General features: G+C 71.1%; 16 protein-coding genes and 1 riboswitch. Of the genes, 5 read left to right on the forward strand and 11 right to left on the reverse strand.

What is annotated here, in order from left to right; translation table 11 throughout:
* The 5 genes from IG99_RS22150 to IG99_RS22165 form a co-directional block, all read right to left on the reverse strand.
* A partial coding sequence (locus IG99_RS22150) for a VOC family protein (protein WP_037676779.1) occupies positions 1-369 on the reverse strand: 369 nt, incomplete at its 3' end.
* 62 nt (positions 370-431) lie between these two features.
* Positions 432-1,673, reverse strand: coding sequence for a glycosyltransferase (locus IG99_RS22155; protein WP_037676780.1), 1,242 nt, complete (start codon positions 1,671-1,673; stop codon positions 432-434).
* 116 nt (positions 1,674-1,789) lie between these two features.
* Positions 1,790-1,930 carry a hypothetical protein gene (locus IG99_RS48805; protein WP_158973221.1) on the reverse strand — a complete coding sequence of 47 codons (141 nt, stop codon included), beginning with the start codon at positions 1,928-1,930 and terminating at the stop codon, positions 1,790-1,792.
* Positions 1,931-1,952: 22 nt separating this feature from the next.
* A riboswitch (ZMP/ZTP riboswitch) is annotated at positions 1,953-2,037 on the reverse strand.
* Between the two features lie 239 nt (positions 2,038-2,276).
* Complete coding sequence (locus IG99_RS22160) at positions 2,277-2,639, reverse strand: nuclear transport factor 2 family protein (protein WP_037676576.1); 363 nt, start codon at positions 2,637-2,639, stop codon at positions 2,277-2,279.
* Between the two features lie 348 nt (positions 2,640-2,987).
* On the reverse strand, positions 2,988-4,742 hold the full coding sequence (locus IG99_RS22165; RefSeq protein WP_037676577.1) for an ABC transporter ATP-binding protein: 1,755 nt from the start codon (positions 4,740-4,742) through the stop codon (positions 2,988-2,990).
* 117 nt (positions 4,743-4,859) lie between these two features.
* Between IG99_RS22165 and IG99_RS22170 the strand changes: the two genes are divergently transcribed.
* The 3 genes from IG99_RS22170 (at position 4,860) to IG99_RS22180 (ending at position 7,594) form a co-directional block, all read left to right on the forward strand.
* Positions 4,860-5,948: an S-(hydroxymethyl)mycothiol dehydrogenase gene (locus IG99_RS22170; RefSeq protein ID WP_037676578.1), complete on the forward strand. Its 1,089-nt coding sequence runs from the start codon at positions 4,860-4,862 to the stop codon at positions 5,946-5,948.
* A complete protein-coding gene (locus IG99_RS22175) occupies positions 5,948-6,577 on the forward strand; it encodes an MBL fold metallo-hydrolase (protein WP_037676579.1) in 630 nt (209 codons plus the stop codon). The genes IG99_RS22170 and IG99_RS22175 overlap by 1 nt, the downstream gene beginning before the upstream one ends.
* A gap of 102 nt (positions 6,578-6,679) precedes the next feature.
* Complete coding sequence (locus IG99_RS22180; RefSeq protein WP_037676580.1) at positions 6,680-7,594, forward strand: SDR family oxidoreductase; 915 nt, start codon at positions 6,680-6,682, stop codon at positions 7,592-7,594.
* 2 nt (positions 7,595-7,596) lie between these two features.
* Here IG99_RS22180 and IG99_RS22185 read toward each other — a convergent pair whose 3' ends face one another.
* Both IG99_RS22185 and IG99_RS22190 read right to left on the reverse strand, forming a co-directional pair.
* Complete coding sequence (locus tag IG99_RS22185) at positions 7,597-8,133, reverse strand: hypothetical protein (RefSeq protein WP_037676581.1); 537 nt, start codon at positions 8,131-8,133, stop codon at positions 7,597-7,599.
* Between the two features lie 26 nt (positions 8,134-8,159).
* A complete protein-coding gene (locus IG99_RS22190) occupies positions 8,160-9,557 on the reverse strand; it encodes a pyridoxal phosphate-dependent decarboxylase family protein (RefSeq protein WP_037676583.1) in 1,398 nt (465 codons plus the stop codon).
* Between the two features lie 62 nt (positions 9,558-9,619).
* On the opposite strand from IG99_RS22190, the gene IG99_RS22195 reads away from it, so the two are divergent.
* Together IG99_RS22195 and IG99_RS22200 are read left to right on the forward strand one after the other, a co-directional pair.
* Positions 9,620-11,011, forward strand: a complete 1,392-nt coding sequence (locus tag IG99_RS22195) for an aminotransferase-like domain-containing protein (RefSeq protein ID WP_051865747.1) — start codon at positions 9,620-9,622, stop codon at positions 11,009-11,011.
* Between the two features lie 103 nt (positions 11,012-11,114).
* The gene (locus tag IG99_RS22200) at positions 11,115-11,813 is read left to right on the forward strand and encodes a L,D-transpeptidase family protein (protein WP_037676782.1); all 699 of its coding nucleotides are present in this window, start codon (positions 11,115-11,117) and stop codon (positions 11,811-11,813) included.
* A gap of 25 nt (positions 11,814-11,838) precedes the next feature.
* Here the strand turns inward: IG99_RS22200 and IG99_RS22205 are convergent, their stop codons facing one another.
* From IG99_RS22205 to IG99_RS22220, 4 genes are read right to left on the reverse strand one after another with little or no spacing between them, the layout of a single operon-like run.
* Positions 11,839-13,041: a Gfo/Idh/MocA family protein gene (locus tag IG99_RS22205; protein WP_037676584.1), complete on the reverse strand. Its 1,203-nt coding sequence runs from the start codon at positions 13,039-13,041 to the stop codon at positions 11,839-11,841.
* A 38-nt stretch (positions 13,042-13,079) separates the two neighbouring features.
* Entirely contained in the window at positions 13,080-14,423 is a 1,344-nt protein-coding gene (locus tag IG99_RS22210; protein ID WP_037676586.1) for an ABC transporter substrate-binding protein, read from the reverse strand.
* Between the two features lie 9 nt (positions 14,424-14,432).
* A complete protein-coding gene (locus IG99_RS22215) occupies positions 14,433-15,359 on the reverse strand; it encodes a carbohydrate ABC transporter permease (RefSeq protein WP_037676587.1) in 927 nt (308 codons plus the stop codon).
* 16 nt (positions 15,360-15,375) lie between these two features.
* Positions 15,376-16,341, reverse strand: a complete 966-nt coding sequence (locus IG99_RS22220) for a carbohydrate ABC transporter permease (RefSeq protein WP_037676590.1) — start codon at positions 16,339-16,341, stop codon at positions 15,376-15,378.
* Between the last annotated feature and the right edge of the window lie 38 nt (positions 16,342-16,379).

Raw genomic sequence — 16,379 nt, forward strand, 5'->3', positions numbered from 1 at the left:
CTCCAGCACGCAGAACTCGTTGCCCTCCGGGTCGGCGAGGACCGTCCACGGCACATCGCCCTGGCCCACGTCGGCGGGCGTCGCACCGAGGGCCCGCAGGCGCGCGACCAGCTCCGCCTGATGGGCCGTAGAGGTGGTGGCGAGATCGAGGTGCACGCGGTTCTTCGTCGTCGTCTTGGGTTCCGGGACGGAAACGACGTCGACGCAGACGGCGACCGGGTCCGGCCAGACGAAGCCGACGCCGGGTTCGACGTTGGTCACGCCCGGTGCCTCGCTGGAAACACCCCAGCCGAGCGCATCCGCCCAGAACCTGCCGACCGCCGAGTCGTCAAGAGCCTTTATGTTCACCTGAACAGGTCGCAGTGCCATGCCGGTAATCCTATGCACCCGCTCAGCGGCGAAGCGGGCAACGTCGCCAAACAGAGATCGACTCAACTGCGCCGCAGAGTCAGCCTGTTGACCGCATCGATCACTGAGGCCGCCCCGTCCTCCCCTCGTACCCGAGTGCCCAACTCCCGGGCGCGCTGCCGGAATCCGGGCTCGCGGGTGACCCGGGTCAGGGCCGATGCCAGGGTGTCGGTGGTCAGGCGGCGCAAGGGGACGGCCTGCGGCGCGACCCCCAGTCCGACCAAGCGGGCGGCCCAGAAACCCTCGTCGAACTGGATGGGGACGGGCACGGCCGGGACGCCGGCGCGCAGGCCCGCCGCCGTGGTGCCGGCGCCACAGTGGTGGACGACGGCCACCATCTCCGGGAAGAGGAGGGAATGGGGGACCTCGTCGATCGTCAGGACGTCGTCGCCGGAGGCCTCCAGGCCGGCCCAGCCCCGCTGGACCACCCCGCGCAGCCCGGCCCGGCGCAGGGCCGTGACGATGTCGGCGCTGAGTCGCCGGGGATCGGGCACGGTGGCACTGCCCAGGCCGATGAAGACCGGCGCCGGGCCGGCGTCAAGGAAGTCCCGCACATATGCCGGGAGTTGATCTTCGCGGTCGTACGGCCACCAGTAACCGGTGACGTCGAGTCCCGCACGCCAGTCGCGCGGCCGGGGCACGACCAGGGGGCTGAAGCCGTGCAGCACCGGCCACCCCTGCCGCTCGCGCGCGCGGAGCGCGGCGCCGGGGCGCGGGGGCCGGGGGAGTCCCAGCCGGGCCCGCACCTCCGGCACGGCTCCTGTGAAGACCCGCTCCACCGCCAGGCCCACGCCGTGCCCGGCGATGCGGTTGCCGACGGCTCCCCAGGATCCGCCTCCGAGGACCGGCGGCGCGAACTCCCGGGTGGGCGCGACGGGTTGGAGGTAGGCGCCGATGCTGGGGAGGGACAGGCCCTCGGCGATGGTGTGCCCGAGGGGCGCGAGGGAGCTGGACAGCAGCAGGACGTCACTCGTGCGCGCGGCCGCCACGAGGTCGTCGGTCATCCGCCCGACCAGCGCCCGTGCCATCTCGACCACCCGCACCAGCTTGCCCACCCCGCTCGCGCTGCGATGCAGCCCCCGTCCGCGGGAGGACTCCAGCTCTGCCCGGGGATCCACCGGCAGCGCGTGGAAGCCGAGTCCCGAACCCGCCACCAGCGGTTCGAAACGGGCGTGCGTCACCAGGGTGACCTCGTGTCCCGCACGCCGGAGCGCATGCCCCAGTCCGGTGTAGGGGGCCACGTCGCCCCGGGAGCCCGCCGTCATGATCGCCACTCGTGACACATGGTCAGTATGGCCGTGCGACGGGCGCTGCGTGGGGAACGACCCGTGAAACACGTGCGTTCACGGAGCGGTCCGCCGCACCGACCACGCCCCGGCTGTCACAGCATGTCTGCTGACAGCCCCGGCTGCCGCGCGGCGGCGGCCCCGCGGTCTGCTCCAGAAGCACGGCGCCTCTTCGCGGTGTCCTCGACGATCCGGCGGGCGAGGTCGGTGCCGTTCATGAGCCGCGCCTGCGACATGATCCGCTCCTGGGTCGATCGCTCTCGTCGCCCAGGCGCACGGCATCCGCTCCGCGGGAAACCGCTCCCCGGTGGTACTCCACCCAGAGCCAGTCACGGCCCGCCCTCAGCTCAGGCCCTGTCCGGCACGCTCTCGTCCGGCGGGGCGGCCGTCGGATCCACTCCGGTCAGGAAGGCACGCGCCTGCGCCGCGAGACGCACGGCCCCCAGGGCCTGCGCTGTTGCGCAAGCTGGTCCTGGCGGCCGCGTCCGGTCCGGACCCGGCGCCGCACGTGCCGAGGAGGCCCAGGCAGGCCGGTGACCTGGACCGCCGGTCTCCTCCCTGCTGCTCCTGCTGCTCGTCGGCCTACTCGTCCCAGGCCTGGATCATGGTCTGCTCGACGATCTTGCCGTCCCTGAGCGTGACCATCGACTCGGCGAGGACGCGCACGCCGTCCGAGTACTCGCAGGACTCGCTGTAGGCGGCGCGGTCGCCCTGCACGATGCACTCCTCCAGCTTGTGCGACAGGTCACGGCCGTAGATGTCGTTGAGCATTTCGCCTATCTCGCCGCGTCCGTGCAGGACACGGGGGCTGCTGGGTTGCGTGTTGTGGTCCACGATGCGCAGTTCCGCGTCGTCCGCGTAGAGCGAGAGAAGGGACGACGCGTCGCCTTCGAGGGCCCTGCGCAGGGTCTTGCGGTCGAAGGTGGAGCTTGCCGCTGTGCCCATGATGACCTCCTCGGAAGACCCGCGGCCCGCGCGGACGCCGGGCCGTCTCGGCCTCACCTTCGAGCCTGCTCCGCCGCACCGGGCTCGGCAAGCGCAGCCGGACCACTCGTCCCGACGGGAGAGGGCGCCGCCCGACCGTGTCCGAGGGGCGCCGACGGGGCGCCGGCGGAGTCGCTGCGGGCATGATCTCCACTCGATGTATCGTCGCCGCCACCGCTCTCGCCGCCGGGAGCACGGGCCTCGCCGCCCCCAAGGCGAACGCGGCCGACGCCGCTGCCCAGAACGCCGGACAGCTCAACCCGGCCGCCGTCGCGGAGCAGCGCGGCCGCCTGACGCGAGCCCATACGCTCACTCGGCGGTGGCGAGGAACTGCGTCGCCGCCAGCTCCGCGTACAGCGGATCGCCCGTCACGAGTTCACGGTGCGTGCCGACCGCGCGGACCCGGCCCGCGTCCATGACCACGATCCGGTCGGCCATCGTCACCGTGGACAGCCGGTGTGCGACCACCAGCACCGTCGTCGTACGGGCGACATCCGCGACCGTGTCGCGCAGCGCCGCCTCGTTCACCGCGTCCAGCTGTGACGTGGCCTCGTCGAGCAGCAGCAGCCGGGGCCGACGCAGCAGGGCACGCGCGATGGCCACACGCTGGCGCTCGCCGCCCGACAGCTTGGTCCCCCGGTGCCCGACCAGCGTGTCGAGGCCCTGGGGCAGCCGCGCCACCAGTCCGTCCAGGCGCGTCGTCTTCAGCACCCGCGTGACCGTGCCGTCGTCCGCCCCCGGGTTGCCGAGCAGCAGGTTGTCGCGCAGCGAGCCCGAGAGCACGGGCGCGTCCTGCTCCACGTACCCGATGGCGGCCCGCAGCCGGTGCAGCTCCCACTCGGTGACGTCCCGGCCGTCGAGGGCGATCGACCCGGACTCGGGGTCGTAGAACCGCTCGATGAGGGAGAACACGGTGGTCTTGCCCGCGCCGGACGGCCCGACGAACGCCGTCATCCCGCGGGCCGGCACCTCGAACGTCACCCCGTGGTGCACGTAGGGCAGGTCCTCGGCGTACCGGAAGCGCACGTCGGTGAAGGCGAGCGAGGCCGGAGGCGCCTCGTCCGACGGCGACTCGGCGGCACCGGCCGCGGGCTCGGCGGGCAGGCTCAGCGCCTCCTGGATCCGGGTCAGGGCCGCCGCGCCCGTCTGGTACTGGGTGATCGCGCCGACGACCTGCTGGATCGGCGACATGAGGTAGAAGACGTACAGCAGGAACGCGACCAGCGTGCCCACGTCGATCGCGTCCGTCGCCACCCGCGCCCCGCCCACCGCGAGGACCGTGATGAAGGCGACCTGCATCGCCAGACCGGCCGTGTTGCCCGCGGCCGCCGACCACTTCGCGGCGCTCACGCTCTGCCGCCACGACTCCTCTGCCGCGTCGTGCAGCCTGTGCTCCTCCCGGTGCTCGGCGCCCGACGCCTTCACCGTGCGCAGCGCGCCCAGCACCCGCTCCAGCGAGGCGCCCATCACCCCGACCGCGTCCTGCGCCCGCCGGCTCGCCCGGTTGATGCGCGGCACGATGAGACCGAGGACCACGCCCGCGCCCAGGATCACGGCCAGCGTGACCCCCAGCAGCACCGGATCCACCAGTCCCATCATCACCACCGTCGCGACGAGCGTGAGCCCGCCCGTGCCCAGGCCCACCAGCGAGTCGGTGGTGACCTCCCGCAGCAGGGTGGTGTCGGAGGTGACACGGGCCATGAGATCGCCCGGCTCGCTGCGGTCGACGGCCGTGATCCGCAGCCGCAGCAGATACGACGACAACGCGCGCCGCGCGCCGAGCACCACGGACTCGGCGGTGCGCCGCAGCACGTACGAACCCAGCCCTCCCAGCGCCGCGTTGGCGACGACGAGCCCCGACATGACGAGCAGCGCACTTGTGATGGCCCGGTCGTGTCCCAGGTCGCCGATCAGCCCCCGCGCCACCAGCGGCAGCAGCAGCCCGGTGGCCCCGGTGAGCAGCGAGAGCACCGCGCCCAGCAGCAGGGTCCACCGGTGCGGCCGTACATAGCCGAGCAGCAGTCGCCACGGGGGCGCGCCGGTCTCCGTCTTTGCGATGCTCACGGTGCTCCTCGGTCGGGGTACCCGCAAGGGTATGTCGCCGGTCAGCCGCCGTTACTGATCAGTTACGTCTAGGGTCGGGAACTGGACCGAGAGCCGCCGTAGGAAAGGGACAGCACCATGGCGCAGGAAGTTCGCGGCGTGATCGCACCGGGCAAGGACGAGCCGGTACGGGTCGAGACGATCGTCGTCCCGGACCCCGGCCCCGGGGAAGCCGTCGTGCGGATCCAGGCCTGCGGGGTCTGTCATACCGACCTCCACTACAAACAGGGCGGGATCAACGACGAGTTCCCGTTCCTGCTGGGACATGAGGCGGCCGGGGTCGTGGAGTCGGTCGGCGCCGGTGTCACGGACGTCGCGCCCGGCGATTTCGTGATCCTGAACTGGCGCGCGGTGTGCGGGCAGTGCCGGGCGTGTCTGCGCGGCCGGCCCTGGTACTGCTTCGACACCCACAACGCCGAGCAGCGGATGACGCTCACCTCGACGGGGCAGGAGCTGTCCCCGGCGCTGGGCATCGGCGCGTTCGCGGAGAAGACGCTGGTGGCGGCCGGGCAGTGCACGAAGGTCGACGCGTCGGTGGCGCCGCAGGTGGCGGGGTTGCTGGGCTGTGGGGTGATGGCCGGTATCGGCGCGGCGATCAACACGGGCAACGTGGGCCGGGGTGACTCGGTCGCGGTCATCGGCTGTGGCGGGGTCGGGGACGCGGCGATCGCCGGGTCACGCCTGGCGGGCGCTGCGCGGATCATCGCCGTCGACATCGACGACCGCAAGCTGGCCAAGGCCCGGGAGATGGGCGCCACGCACACGGTCAACTCGCGGGAGACGGACGCGGTGGAGGCGATCCGTGAGCTGACGGGCGGGTTCGGCGCGGACGTGGTGATCGAGGCGGTCGGCCGCCCGGAGACGTACCGGCAGGCGTTCTACGCCCGCGACCTGGCCGGCACGGTCGTCCTGGTGGGTGTGCCCACCCCCGAGATGAAGCTGGAGCTGCCCCTGCTGGACGTCTTCGGACGCGGTGGCGCGCTGAAGTCGTCGTGGTACGGGGACTGTCTGCCCAGCCGGGACTTCCCGATGCTGATCGACCTGCACCTCCAGGGGCGCCTGGACCTGGGCGCGTTCGTGACCGAGACGATCCAGCTCGACGAGGTGGAGAAGGCCTTCGAGCGGATGCACGAAGGCGACGTCCTGCGCTCGGTGGTGGTGCTCTGATGGCCGCCCGCATCGAACGACTGGTCACCTCCGGGCAGTTCAGCCTGGACGGCGGGACCTGGGACGTGGAGAACAACGTGTGGATCGTCGGCGACGACCACGAGGTGATCGTGATCGACGCCGCCCACGACGCCGACGCCATCGCCGAGGCGGTCGGGGACCGGCGGCTGACCGCGATCGTGTGCACCCACGCCCACAACGACCACATCGACGCCGCCCCGGCCCTCGCCGAGCGCACCGGCGCCACCATCTGGCTGCACCGCGACGACCTGCCGCTGTGGAAGCAGACCCACCCCGACCGGGACCCCGACGCCTGGCTGCTCGACGGCCAGGTGATCGAGTCCGCCGGCGCGGACCTGCGGGTCCTGCACACCCCCGGCCACGCGCCGGGCGCGGTCTGCCTCCACGACCCGGGCCTCGGGACGGTGTTCACGGGCGACACCCTCTTCAAGGGAGGCCCGGGCGCCACCGGACGTTCCTTCTCCCACTTCCCGACGATCATCGACTCGATCCGCGACCGCCTGCTCACCCTGCCCCCCGACACGCAGGTCCTCACCGGCCACGGCGACGCCACGACCATCGGCGCCGAGGCCCCGCAACTGCGGGAGTGGATCGACCGGGGGCACTGACGGGGCGGACTCTCCTCAGTGAAAGGCGACAAGAGATGTCCGGCTTTCCCGTCACTCTCGAAGGCGACAGCACTCGGGAACCACGAGAACGGAAGGCCGGACATGTCAGGGCCGTTGAAGGACAGGGTCGCGCTCGTCGCGGGAGCGACGCGGGGCGCGGGACGAGGGATCGCGGTGGAACTCGGGGCCGCCGGCGCCACCGTGTACGTCACGGGACGCAGCACCCGCGCGCACCGCTCCGAGTACGACCGGCCCGAAACCATCGAGGACACCGCCGACCTGGTCACCGAGGCCGGCGGTCAGGGCATCGCCGTCCCCACCGACCACCTCGACCCGGCGCGGGTCCGTGCCCTCGTCGACCGGATCGCCCACGACCAGGGACGCCTCGACGTCCTCGTCAACGACATCTGGGGCGGCGAGAAACTCTTCGAGTTCGACGCCCCCGTCTGGGAGCACGACCTCGACAACGGGCTCCGGCTGCTGCGGCTCGCGGTCGAGACGCACGCCATCACCAGCCACCACGCCCTGCCCCTGCTCCTGCGCCACCCGGGCGGCCTGGTGGTGGAGATGACCGACGGCACCGCCGAGTACAACCGCGACACGTACCGCAACAACCTCTTCTACGACCTCGCCAAGGCGTCCGTGCTGCGCATGGCCTTCTCCCTCGGCCATGAACTCGGCCCGCGCGGCGCCACCGCCGTCGCGCTCACGCCGGGCTGGATGCGCTCGGAGATGATGCTGGAGCACTTCGGGGTGAGCGAGGAGAACTGGCGCGACGCCCTCGACCGCGTCCCGGACTTCGCCATCTCCGAGACACCCCGCTACGTCGGCCGCGCCGTCGCCGCCCTCGCCGCGGACGCCGAGGTGGCCCGTTTCAACGGGCAGTCCCTCTCCAGCGGCGGCCTCGCCCGCGAGTACGGCTTCACCGACCTCGACGGCAGCCGCCCGGACGCCTGGCGGTACCTCGCCGACGCGAAGGACGCGGGCGAGCCGGCCGACCCGACCGAATACCGCTGAGGTCAGACCGGGTCCGCCGCCGGAAGCGGTCCGAGCGCCTCGGGGCCGTGGGGGAGGGCCAGATCCTCCCGTACGGCCCCGTAGTACCCCTCACGACCGGCCCGCTGCCGCTCCAGCAGCGCTTCCCAGGTGCCCCCGTCCCGGCTCCCGGAGTTCAGGAACCGCTCCATCTCCCGCAGGACGACGATCCAGGCGCGGGCCCGCTCCACCACCCGAGCGCTGCCGAGCAGCAGCAGCGACTCCCAGTGGGAGTCGACCGCATCCGCCGCGGCGGCCATCACAGGAGCGGCCTCCTCGGGTGTCAGGGGGTGCGGATGCGGATCGCGTCCGAGACCGGAGGCGACCCGGTACATCAGCACCACGGACTTCTTCACCGCCCTCGCGTAGTCGCCGTACACCGCCAGCCGACGCTCCTCCCAGTGCGCCGCCCGCTCGCGCCGGAAACGGGCCCGGTCGCTGCGCACGACCGCCAGGTACGAACCGAGCGCGCCGATCACGACGCCGAGGAGCGCGGGGAGTTGCTGGAGGAAGATCGACATGGGGGGGCACAGTAGCCCCGCGCCGCTCAGCCGACCCGCGCCGCAGCCGAGGCCACCGTCGCCAGGACCCGCTCCATGTCCGCCTCCGTCGTGCGCCAGTTGCTGAACGCGGCCCGCAGCGCGGGCAGCCCGGCGTACACCGTCGGCGTCAGGAACGCCTCGCCCGAGGAGGCGACCGCCTGGGCCAGCGCGTCCACCCGCTCCGGGGTCGGCCGTTCGGCGAGGGTGAAGCAGACGACGTTGAGGCGGACCGGCGACAGCAGGCGCAGCCCGTCCAGCGCGGCCAGACCGTCGCCGAGCCGTTGGGCCAGGGCGACGTTGCGCTCGACGATCTCGCGGTGCCCCGCGCGGCCGTACGCGACGAGGGAGAACCACGCGGGCAGGGCGCGCAGCCGCCGGGAGTTCTCCGGGGTCAGATGGAGGAAGTCGGGTTCGCCCGTGGGCAGGCCGAGATACGGCGAGGCGTTGTGGAAGACCCGCACCTGGAGGTCTTGGCGGCGGGTGAACTGGACGGCCGCGTCATAGGGCACGTTGAGCCACTTGTGCAGGTCGACACAGACCGAGTCCGCCTCGTCAAGGCCGTCGAGCAGATGCGCGTACGCGGGGGACAGCGCGGCGAAGCCGCCGAACGCGGCGTCCACGTGGAGCCAGAAGTCGTGGCGCTCCTTCAGGGCCGCGATCGCCCGCAGATCGTCGAAGTCGACCGTGTTCACCGTGCCGGCGTTCGCCACCACGATCGCCGGCCGCCCCTCCGAGCCGGCCAGGGCGTCCTCGAGCGCGGCCAGGTCGACGGCCTCGCGGTTGTCCGGCAGCACGGGCAGGCGGCGCAGCCGGTCCCGTCCGATGCCCAGTACGGACAGCGCCTTGGCGGTGCTGGAGTGCGGGCTGCCGGACAGGACGTCGACGGGCCCGAGGGCGGCGGCTCCCTCCCGCGAGACGTCCACCCCGAGCCGCTCGCCCAGCCACTCACGGGCGACGGCCAGCCCCACCGTGTTGGACACCGTCGCGCCGGTCACGAATGCCCCGGAGTGCCGCTCGCCCAACCCGAACAGCTCCCGCAGCCAGGCCACCGTCTCCCGTTCCAGAGCGGTCGCCCAGGACCCGGCCGATCCGGACACGTTCTGGTCGTAGGCGCTGGTGAGCCAGTCCCCGGCGACCGAGGCGGGCGTGGCACCGCCCGTGACGAAGCCGAGGTAGCGCGGTCCCGCCGAACCGGAGAAGCCGGGCGCCCACCGCTCGGCGAACCGCGAGAGGGCGCCCTCGGCACCCGTCCCCTCGGCGGGGAGGGCGTACCGGTGGGGCATCTCGTCCAGCCGTACCACGGGACGGTCCGCCAGACCGGTCACCTCCCGGGTGGCGAGGTCCCGGGCGGACTGGAGGAGTTCGGGAAGCCGGTCGAGGTCGTCGGCGAGTGTGGGGTGCATGCGGGGGAGCCTAGGCCGGGCACCGGGGCCGTTGCCTGGTCCAGTTGGTGGAAACTGGACCAATGGAAACCGGACCGACGGAAACAGGCTTCGCCGCCGCGCTCGGAGCCTGGCGCGACCGGAAGGGACCACTGGCCCACGCGCTGTCCGCGGCCGTCCGGGACGCGGTCGTCGACGGCCGCCTGCCCGCCGGTACCCGGCTGCCGTCCGAGCGGGAGCTCGCCCGCACCCTGCGGCTCAGCCGCGGTACCGTCGTCACCGCACTCACCCGGCTGCGGGACGACGGCTGGCTGCACACCCGGCACGGCAGCGGCAGCGTCGTACGACTCCCCGCCCGCCTCACCGAACGCACCACGCCCTGGTCCCTGGACCGCGGTGGAGCGGACGGCGCCGACCTCGACCTCACCCTCGCGGTCACCGCCGCACCGCACGAGGCCTACCTCGCCGCCCTGGACCGCGCGGCCGGGCGCAGCGCCGCCCTGCTCGTCGACTCCGGCGTCGCCACCGCGGGCCTGCCCCGGCTGCGCGAGCTCCTCGCCGAGCGCTACACCCGAAGCGGCCTGTCCACGCGCCCGGAGCAGATTCTCGTCACCTCCGGCGCCCAGGCCGCGCTCACCCTGCTCGTCGACCACCTCCACACCGACCGCAGACGACCGGTGGCCGTGGAGAGCCCCACCTACCCGGGCGCCCTGGCCGTCCTGCGCGGCCGCCGCACCCGTCTGCTGCCGGTGCCCGTCTCGGCGGCCGACGGCTGGGACACCGCGTACCTCACGGCGGCGGTGCGCCGCCGCAACCCCCAACTCGCCTATCTCATCCCCGACTTCCACAACCCCACCGGCGCCCACATGAGCGCCGCGACCCGCGCGGAGATCGCCCGCCTGCCGCTGCCGGTGATCGCCGACGAGACCATGCGCGACCTGGACCTCAGGACCCCGCCCGGCACCGAACCGCACCTGGCCGGCCCCGCTGTGATCCAGGTCGGCTCCGCCAGCAAGATCCTCTGGAGCGGCCTTCGGGTCGGCTGGATCCGCACACGGGCCGATCTCGTACGTGAACTGCGCCACAACCCGCTGCAGGCCCAGCTCTCACCGCCGCCCCTGGAACAACTCATCGCCGCCGAGCTGCTGGGGGGCGGCCTCGACGCCGTACTCGCCGACCGTCGCGAGCGCCTGCGCGCCCAGCGCGACCACCTCGCCGGACTGCTCGACGGGACAGGATGGACGTACACGGTCCCCGGAGGCGGACTGGCGCTGTGGCTGCGCCTCGGAGCGACAGCGACGGCGACGGAGCTGGCCGACCGGGCGGCCGGGCGCGGGCTCGCGTTGACACCGGGCCCGCTCTTCGCCGCCGACCGCGCCACCCTCACCCACCATCTGCGCCTGCCGTTCACGGCGACCCCGGACGTCCTCACCCGCGCCGTCGCCCTCTTGCGCGCCTGCGTCGCCGATGGGTAAGTTCACCGTTTCGTCACAGCCCGTAAAGGCATACAACCGACATCCCCGCACACGGGTCTGGATGTACGAGACCGCAGTACTCACGGAGGACGAAGGGCCCGACATGGGGGACATACGCAGACGAGGTGCCGTCGCACTCGGGATCGCCGGACTGGTCGCACCGCTCACGCTCGCGCTGGGCGCCGCGCCCGCGCAGGCAGCCGGGAGTTGCACCACGCAGGCCGGCCCGTACCAGAAGCAGGTGGAGAAGTTCCTGGGGCGCCCGGTCGACGGCAGGCAGTCGACCGCCGACTGCACGGCGATCCGGGCATTCCAGAACAAGCACGGCATCACGCCCAACATCGGTTACGCGGGGCCGGTCACCTGGGGCGTGATGGACCTCATGAACAAGCAGAAGGCCGTCGGCACCAACCCCAACAGGGACCGCAAGTGCCCGACGAACAAGGGCCGGATCGCCTGCGTCAACCTGACCCTTCAGCTCAGCTGGATCCAGGACGGCGACCGGCTCGTCTACGGGCCGGTGCCGGTGCGCACGGGCCGCGACAAGTACGAGACCCGCACCGGCTTGAAGAAGATCTACTGGCGGCACAAGGACCACGTGTCGAGCATCTACCACGTGCCCATGCCCTACAGCCAGTTCTTCGACGGCGGACAGGCGTTCCACTCGGTCGGCGTCAGCATGTGGAATCCGCCGGGCTCGCACGGCTGCGTCAACATGACGAAGACCGCGGCGAAGAAGTACTGGTCGCTGCTGAGGACCGGCGACGACGTCTTCGTGTACGGCCGCAAGCCGGGCACCTGACGGCACAGGCGCCCGGCCTCGCGCCTCACGCCCCGGGCGCGTCCCCGAAGTCCGGGATCTCCAGCCGGACCCCGCCCTGCCGGGCGGACTCGTGCGCGACGACGCCCGGCAGGGTGTAGCGGGCGGCGACCCACGCGTTCACCGACGGCAGGGTGCGGTTGTTGACCGCGGTCACGAAGTCGTCCACCAGGAAGTGATGGCTGCCCTCGTGCCCGTTGTGCAGGTTGTCGAACTCCCGCGGCAGCCGCGCGCGGTCGTGCACCGGCGCCGAACCCGAGGTGAAGGCGGCCCGCAGCTCCGGCGCGATGTGCTGGAGTGACGGATCGTCAGCAGCCATGGTGGGCTTTGGCTCAAGGAGCTCGCTGATGTCCTGCACGCCCTGCTTGTCCTGCCACAGCGCCACCGTGGCGAGCTGCTCCATGCTCGCCTGAGTCCCGAAGAACCGGAAACGCGACTCCCGGATGTGGGACGGGTAGCCGACCCGCCGGAACTCGTTCGTACGGAACGAGCCGCCGCCCGCCACCTCGAACAGCGCCGTGGCGTTGGAGACGTCGTTGCCGAACTGGCTGACCTCCTTGTCGAAGACACCGTCACCCCGGTCGTCCACGACCCCGATCGCCGACACGCTCACCGCGTGCGTCTGCCAGGCGCCCAGCACCCCGCCCACCGCGTGCGTCGGGTACAGCAGCGGCGGATAGCTGGCGGTCGCCTTCCAGTTCTCCCCGCCGCTGTACTGATACGCCTCGTAGAACCCGAGGTCCATGTCGTGGACGTAGTCGCCCTCGGCGTAGAACAACCGCCCGAACGCGCCCTCCGCTATCTGGTTGCGGGCGTGCACGGTGGCCGGGTTGTACTGGCTGGTCTCGCCCATCATGTACGTCAGCCCGGTCGCCTTGACCGCGTCGATGATGGCCGCGATCTCCTCCGTGGTGATTGCCATGGGGACGGCGGAGTACACGTGCTTGCCCGCGTTCAGGCCCTGGAGCACCAGCGGGCCGTGCGTCCAGCGCTGGGTGAAGATCGCGACCGCGTCGACCTCCGGCGACTCCAGCATGGCCTCGTACGAGGGGAAGGTGCCGGCCAGCCCCTGCGCCGAGGCGAGCTGCTCGGCCCGTTCGGGGAGCAGGTCGGTGACGTACACGTCACTGACGCCGGGGTGGGCCTGGAACAGCGTGGCGAACTGGCCGGAGAACTGGCCGGCGCCGACGATGCCGAGGGAGAACGTCATGTAAGGCGTGTCCTTCACTGGTCGAGTCACTGGTCGAGTCACTGGTCGAGGATCAGGTTGATCTGGTCGGTGGTCTGGTCGAGGCTGCTCACGGACTTGCCGTTGCCGTAGATGGCCTGCATGGCGGGGTGCATCAACGCGAATACGTCCGCTGCGTAGTTGGTGATCGGGTAGGAGAAGGTGGTGAAGTCCTTCTTGTCGGCGACCGGCTTCGTGAACGCCGTGACGTCGATGCCCTTCTTCCTGTACGCGGCCACCGCGGTGTTCGTGCCGTCGGGCGTGGCCGGGAAGACGATGCCGTAACCGCCCACCGTCTTCTGGCAGGCGTCGGACGCCAGGTACTTCACCCACTTCTTCGCGCCCGCCTTGTTGTGGGCGTTCTTGGTGATGGAGTCGGCGAGGCCGTTCATCATCGTGGCCCGCTTGCCCGTCGGGCCGACCGGCGTGAAGGCGGTGCCGACCTTTAGGCCCTTGGTGCCGTAGTACGTCGAGATCATCCAGGCACCGTCGAAGGCGGCGGCGGCCTTGCCCCCGGCGACCTGCATGTTGGCCGGACTGGCGCCGCCGCTGTAGTCCGTGAGCGGGGCCATGTACCCCTTCTTCGCCAGGCCGAAGTACCACTTGATGACGGACTGGAACGTCGTGCTGTCGTACTGGTACTTGGTGCCCCAGCGCTTCTTGTCCGTGTAGGTCCAGCCCGCGGAGGCGGCGAAGTTGCTCCACTGGGTCTGGCCGTCACCGTCCCCGCCGCCGCCCGTGGCGAGGCCGTACACCTTCACATGCTTCTTGTCGAAGCCCGGTTCGTCGCCGCGCCGGCCCTTGGTGTCGACGGTGAGATGGGCGATGGCCTTCTCGAACGTGCCGCCGTCCTTCGGGTTCCAGGACAGGTCGTTGAGCTGCTGCGCGGTCAGTCCGGCGGCGTCGGCCAGCTTCTTGTTGTAGAAGAGGGCCACGGTGTCCCAGTCCTTCGGGGATCCGTAGCGGTGTCCGTCCTCGCCCACCCAGTTGGCGCCGAGCCCCGGCTGATAGGCCGAGTCGTCGATGCCCAGGTCGTCGAGCGGTTCGAGGACCTTGAGGTCGGCGAACTGGCCGAACTTCTGGATGTGGTCGGTGAAGACGTCCGGCTGGGTGCCCGCGATGAAGCTCGCGGTGAGCTTGGTCCAGTAGTCGTCCCAGCCCATCTGAGAGATCTTCACGTCCAGGCCCGGGTTCTCCTTCTCGAAGTCCTTCGCGCAGGCCTGGTAGGCGGGTAGCTGGTTGGCGTCCCACAGCCAGTACGTCACCGTGCCGCCGCCCGCTCCGGCGGTACCGCCCTGGGCGCACCCGGCCACGAGGGACAGTGCCAGCGCCCCGGTCATCGCCGTGACTGTACGAAATCGCATGCCGTCCCCTTACTTGACGCCGGTGAAGCTGATGCTGCTGACGATGCGGCGCGCGAAGAAGCCGAAGAGCACGAGCATCGGGAGGGCGGCGATGAGCGTGGCCGCCATCAGGCCGGACCAGTCGTAGCCGGTCTGCGGGGTCTGTGCCCGGAAGATGGCCAGCGCCACGGTGAGCACCCGCGAACTGTCGCTGTAGGACACCATCAACGGCCAGAAGTAGTCGTTCCAGGCGGTGATGTACGTCAGGACGCCCAGAGTGAGGACTGGGGTCGACGCCATGGGCAGCATCACCCGGAAGAAGATCCGGATCTTCCCGGCGCCGTCGAGCAGGGCCGCCTCCTCGACCTCCCGGGGCACGTTCATGAAGAACTGCCGCAGGAAGAACACCGCGAACGGCGTCATGAACATCGTCGGCAGGGCGATGCCCAACAGGTTGTCCACCAGGCCGAGTTGCTTGATGAGCACGAAGTTCGGCAGCAGCGTGAAGATCGTGGGCACCATCAGCCCGGCCAGGAACAGGCCGAACACCTTGTCCCGGCCGCGCCACCTGAGCCGGGCGAAGGCGTAGGCGGCCATGGCGGAGAAGAAGATCTGGCAGACGGTGATCAGGGTGGACACGACCACGGAGTTGATCAGATAGCGCCAGAACTTCAGTCCGCCGCCCGCGCCGCCCTGGGCGATGGCTTCCTTCGTCGACTGAAGTCCCAGGGCCCGCTCGAAGCCGCCGGTCGTCAGATCGACGGGCAGCGGGTCGCCGGGGTGGGCGGCGAGCGCGCTGTTGGTGGACAGCGCGGTGCGCAGGATCCAGTAGAACGGCAGCAGGGTCACCAGGATGATCACGGCCATCACCGCCCAGGCCACGATCCGGCCGGGGGAGAGGCGACGGCGTACGGGCCGTATGCCCGTCCGCGTTGTCGATGCGGTCACAGCAGCCATGTCGACTCCTTCCGGGTCAGCCGAGGTCGCTCTGACCGGCTCGGGTGAGCCGGTACTGGAGGAAGGTGATCGCACTCAACACGACCAGGAGGGCCACCGACATCGCGGAGGCGTAGCCGAACTGGAAGCGGCCGAAGGCCGATCCGTAGATGTAGTACTGGAGCACGTTGGTGGCGTTGGCCGGGCCGCCCTGCGTGGCGACGGCGACGGTGTCGAACACCTGGAACGAACCGATCACCGTCATGATCAGCACGACCGCGAGCACCGGCCGCAGCAACGGCATGGTGATCCGCCAGAACATCCGCCACTCGCTCGCACCGTCCACCTTGGCGGCCTCGTACATGTCGTTCGGGATGGCCTGGAGACCGGCGAAGAGCAGCAGCGCGGTGTAGCCGACGTGCCGCCAGACGTTGATCAGCGCGATCGTGGGGATCGCCCAGGTCTCGTCCGCGAGGAACGGGACGCGGTCGAGACCGAGCCCGGCGATGATCTCGTTGCCGATGCCGAGCTGGGTGTCGAGGATCCAGAGCCAGACGATGCCGGCGACCACGTTCGACATCAGATACGGCGTGAGCACGATCCCACGCAGCACCGCCGACTGGGTAAGGCGCTGGAGCAGTACGGCGATCGCGAGCGCGGACACCGTCTGCACCCCGATGTTGATCAGCACGTACTCGACGGTGACCTTCATGGAGTCCCAGAAGATCGGATCGTGGACCATCCGGACGTAGTTGTCCAGGCCCACCCACTCCGCCGGGGTCAGCAGGTTGAAGCGGGTGAAGCTGAGATAGATGCCCCGCAGCGTCGGCCACAGGAGGAAGACGACGAAGCCCAGCATGGCCGGGGCGACGAAGACCGCGGCGAGCCGCCCGTCTCCCCGCCCCTCCCGGGCGCCCGCCCGGCTCGTCCTCGGCTTGGTCCGTGCCTCCGTGACGCCGTCCAGGGGGAGACGTGACGGAGGGCTGCTGGAGGCGACGGTCATCGGGAGACTCCCTCGTCTGCGCGGCTCGTCCTCGGGCC

Origin of the sequence: Streptomyces griseus subsp. griseus (assembly GCF_000720255.1) — a bacterium.
GTDB classification, from domain to species: Bacteria; Actinomycetota; Actinomycetes; order Streptomycetales; family Streptomycetaceae; genus Streptomyces; species Streptomyces griseus_I.

Coding starts and splice junctions, on each gene's coding strand:
- IG99_RS22155 (WP_037676780.1), bottom strand. CDS start 1,673: ATGACGGCGGGCTCCCGGGGCGACGTGGCCCCCTACACCGGACTGGGG.
- IG99_RS48805 (WP_158973221.1), bottom strand. CDS start 1,930: ATGTCGCAGGCGCGGCTCATGAACGGCACCGACCTCGCCCGCCGGATC.
- IG99_RS22160 (WP_037676576.1), bottom strand. CDS start 2,639: ATGGGCACAGCGGCAAGCTCCACCTTCGACCGCAAGACCCTGCGCAGG.
- IG99_RS22170 (WP_037676578.1), top strand. CDS start 4,860: ATGGCGCAGGAAGTTCGCGGCGTGATCGCACCGGGCAAGGACGAGCCG.
- IG99_RS22175 (WP_037676579.1), top strand. CDS start 5,948: ATGGCCGCCCGCATCGAACGACTGGTCACCTCCGGGCAGTTCAGCCTG.
- IG99_RS22180 (WP_037676580.1), top strand. CDS start 6,680: ATGTCAGGGCCGTTGAAGGACAGGGTCGCGCTCGTCGCGGGAGCGACG.
- IG99_RS22185 (WP_037676581.1), bottom strand. CDS start 8,133: ATGTCGATCTTCCTCCAGCAACTCCCCGCGCTCCTCGGCGTCGTGATC.
- IG99_RS22190 (WP_037676583.1), bottom strand. CDS start 9,557: ATGCACCCCACACTCGCCGACGACCTCGACCGGCTTCCCGAACTCCTC.
- IG99_RS22195 (WP_051865747.1), top strand. CDS start 9,620: ATGGAAACCGGACCGACGGAAACAGGCTTCGCCGCCGCGCTCGGAGCC.
- IG99_RS22200 (WP_037676782.1), top strand. CDS start 11,115: ATGGGGGACATACGCAGACGAGGTGCCGTCGCACTCGGGATCGCCGGA.
- IG99_RS22205 (WP_037676584.1), bottom strand. CDS start 13,041: ATGACGTTCTCCCTCGGCATCGTCGGCGCCGGCCAGTTCTCCGGCCAG.
- IG99_RS22210 (WP_037676586.1), bottom strand. CDS start 14,423: ATGCGATTTCGTACAGTCACGGCGATGACCGGGGCGCTGGCACTGTCC.
- IG99_RS22215 (WP_037676587.1), bottom strand. CDS start 15,359: ATGGCTGCTGTGACCGCATCGACAACGCGGACGGGCATACGGCCCGTA.
- IG99_RS22220 (WP_037676590.1), bottom strand. CDS start 16,341: ATGACCGTCGCCTCCAGCAGCCCTCCGTCACGTCTCCCCCTGGACGGC.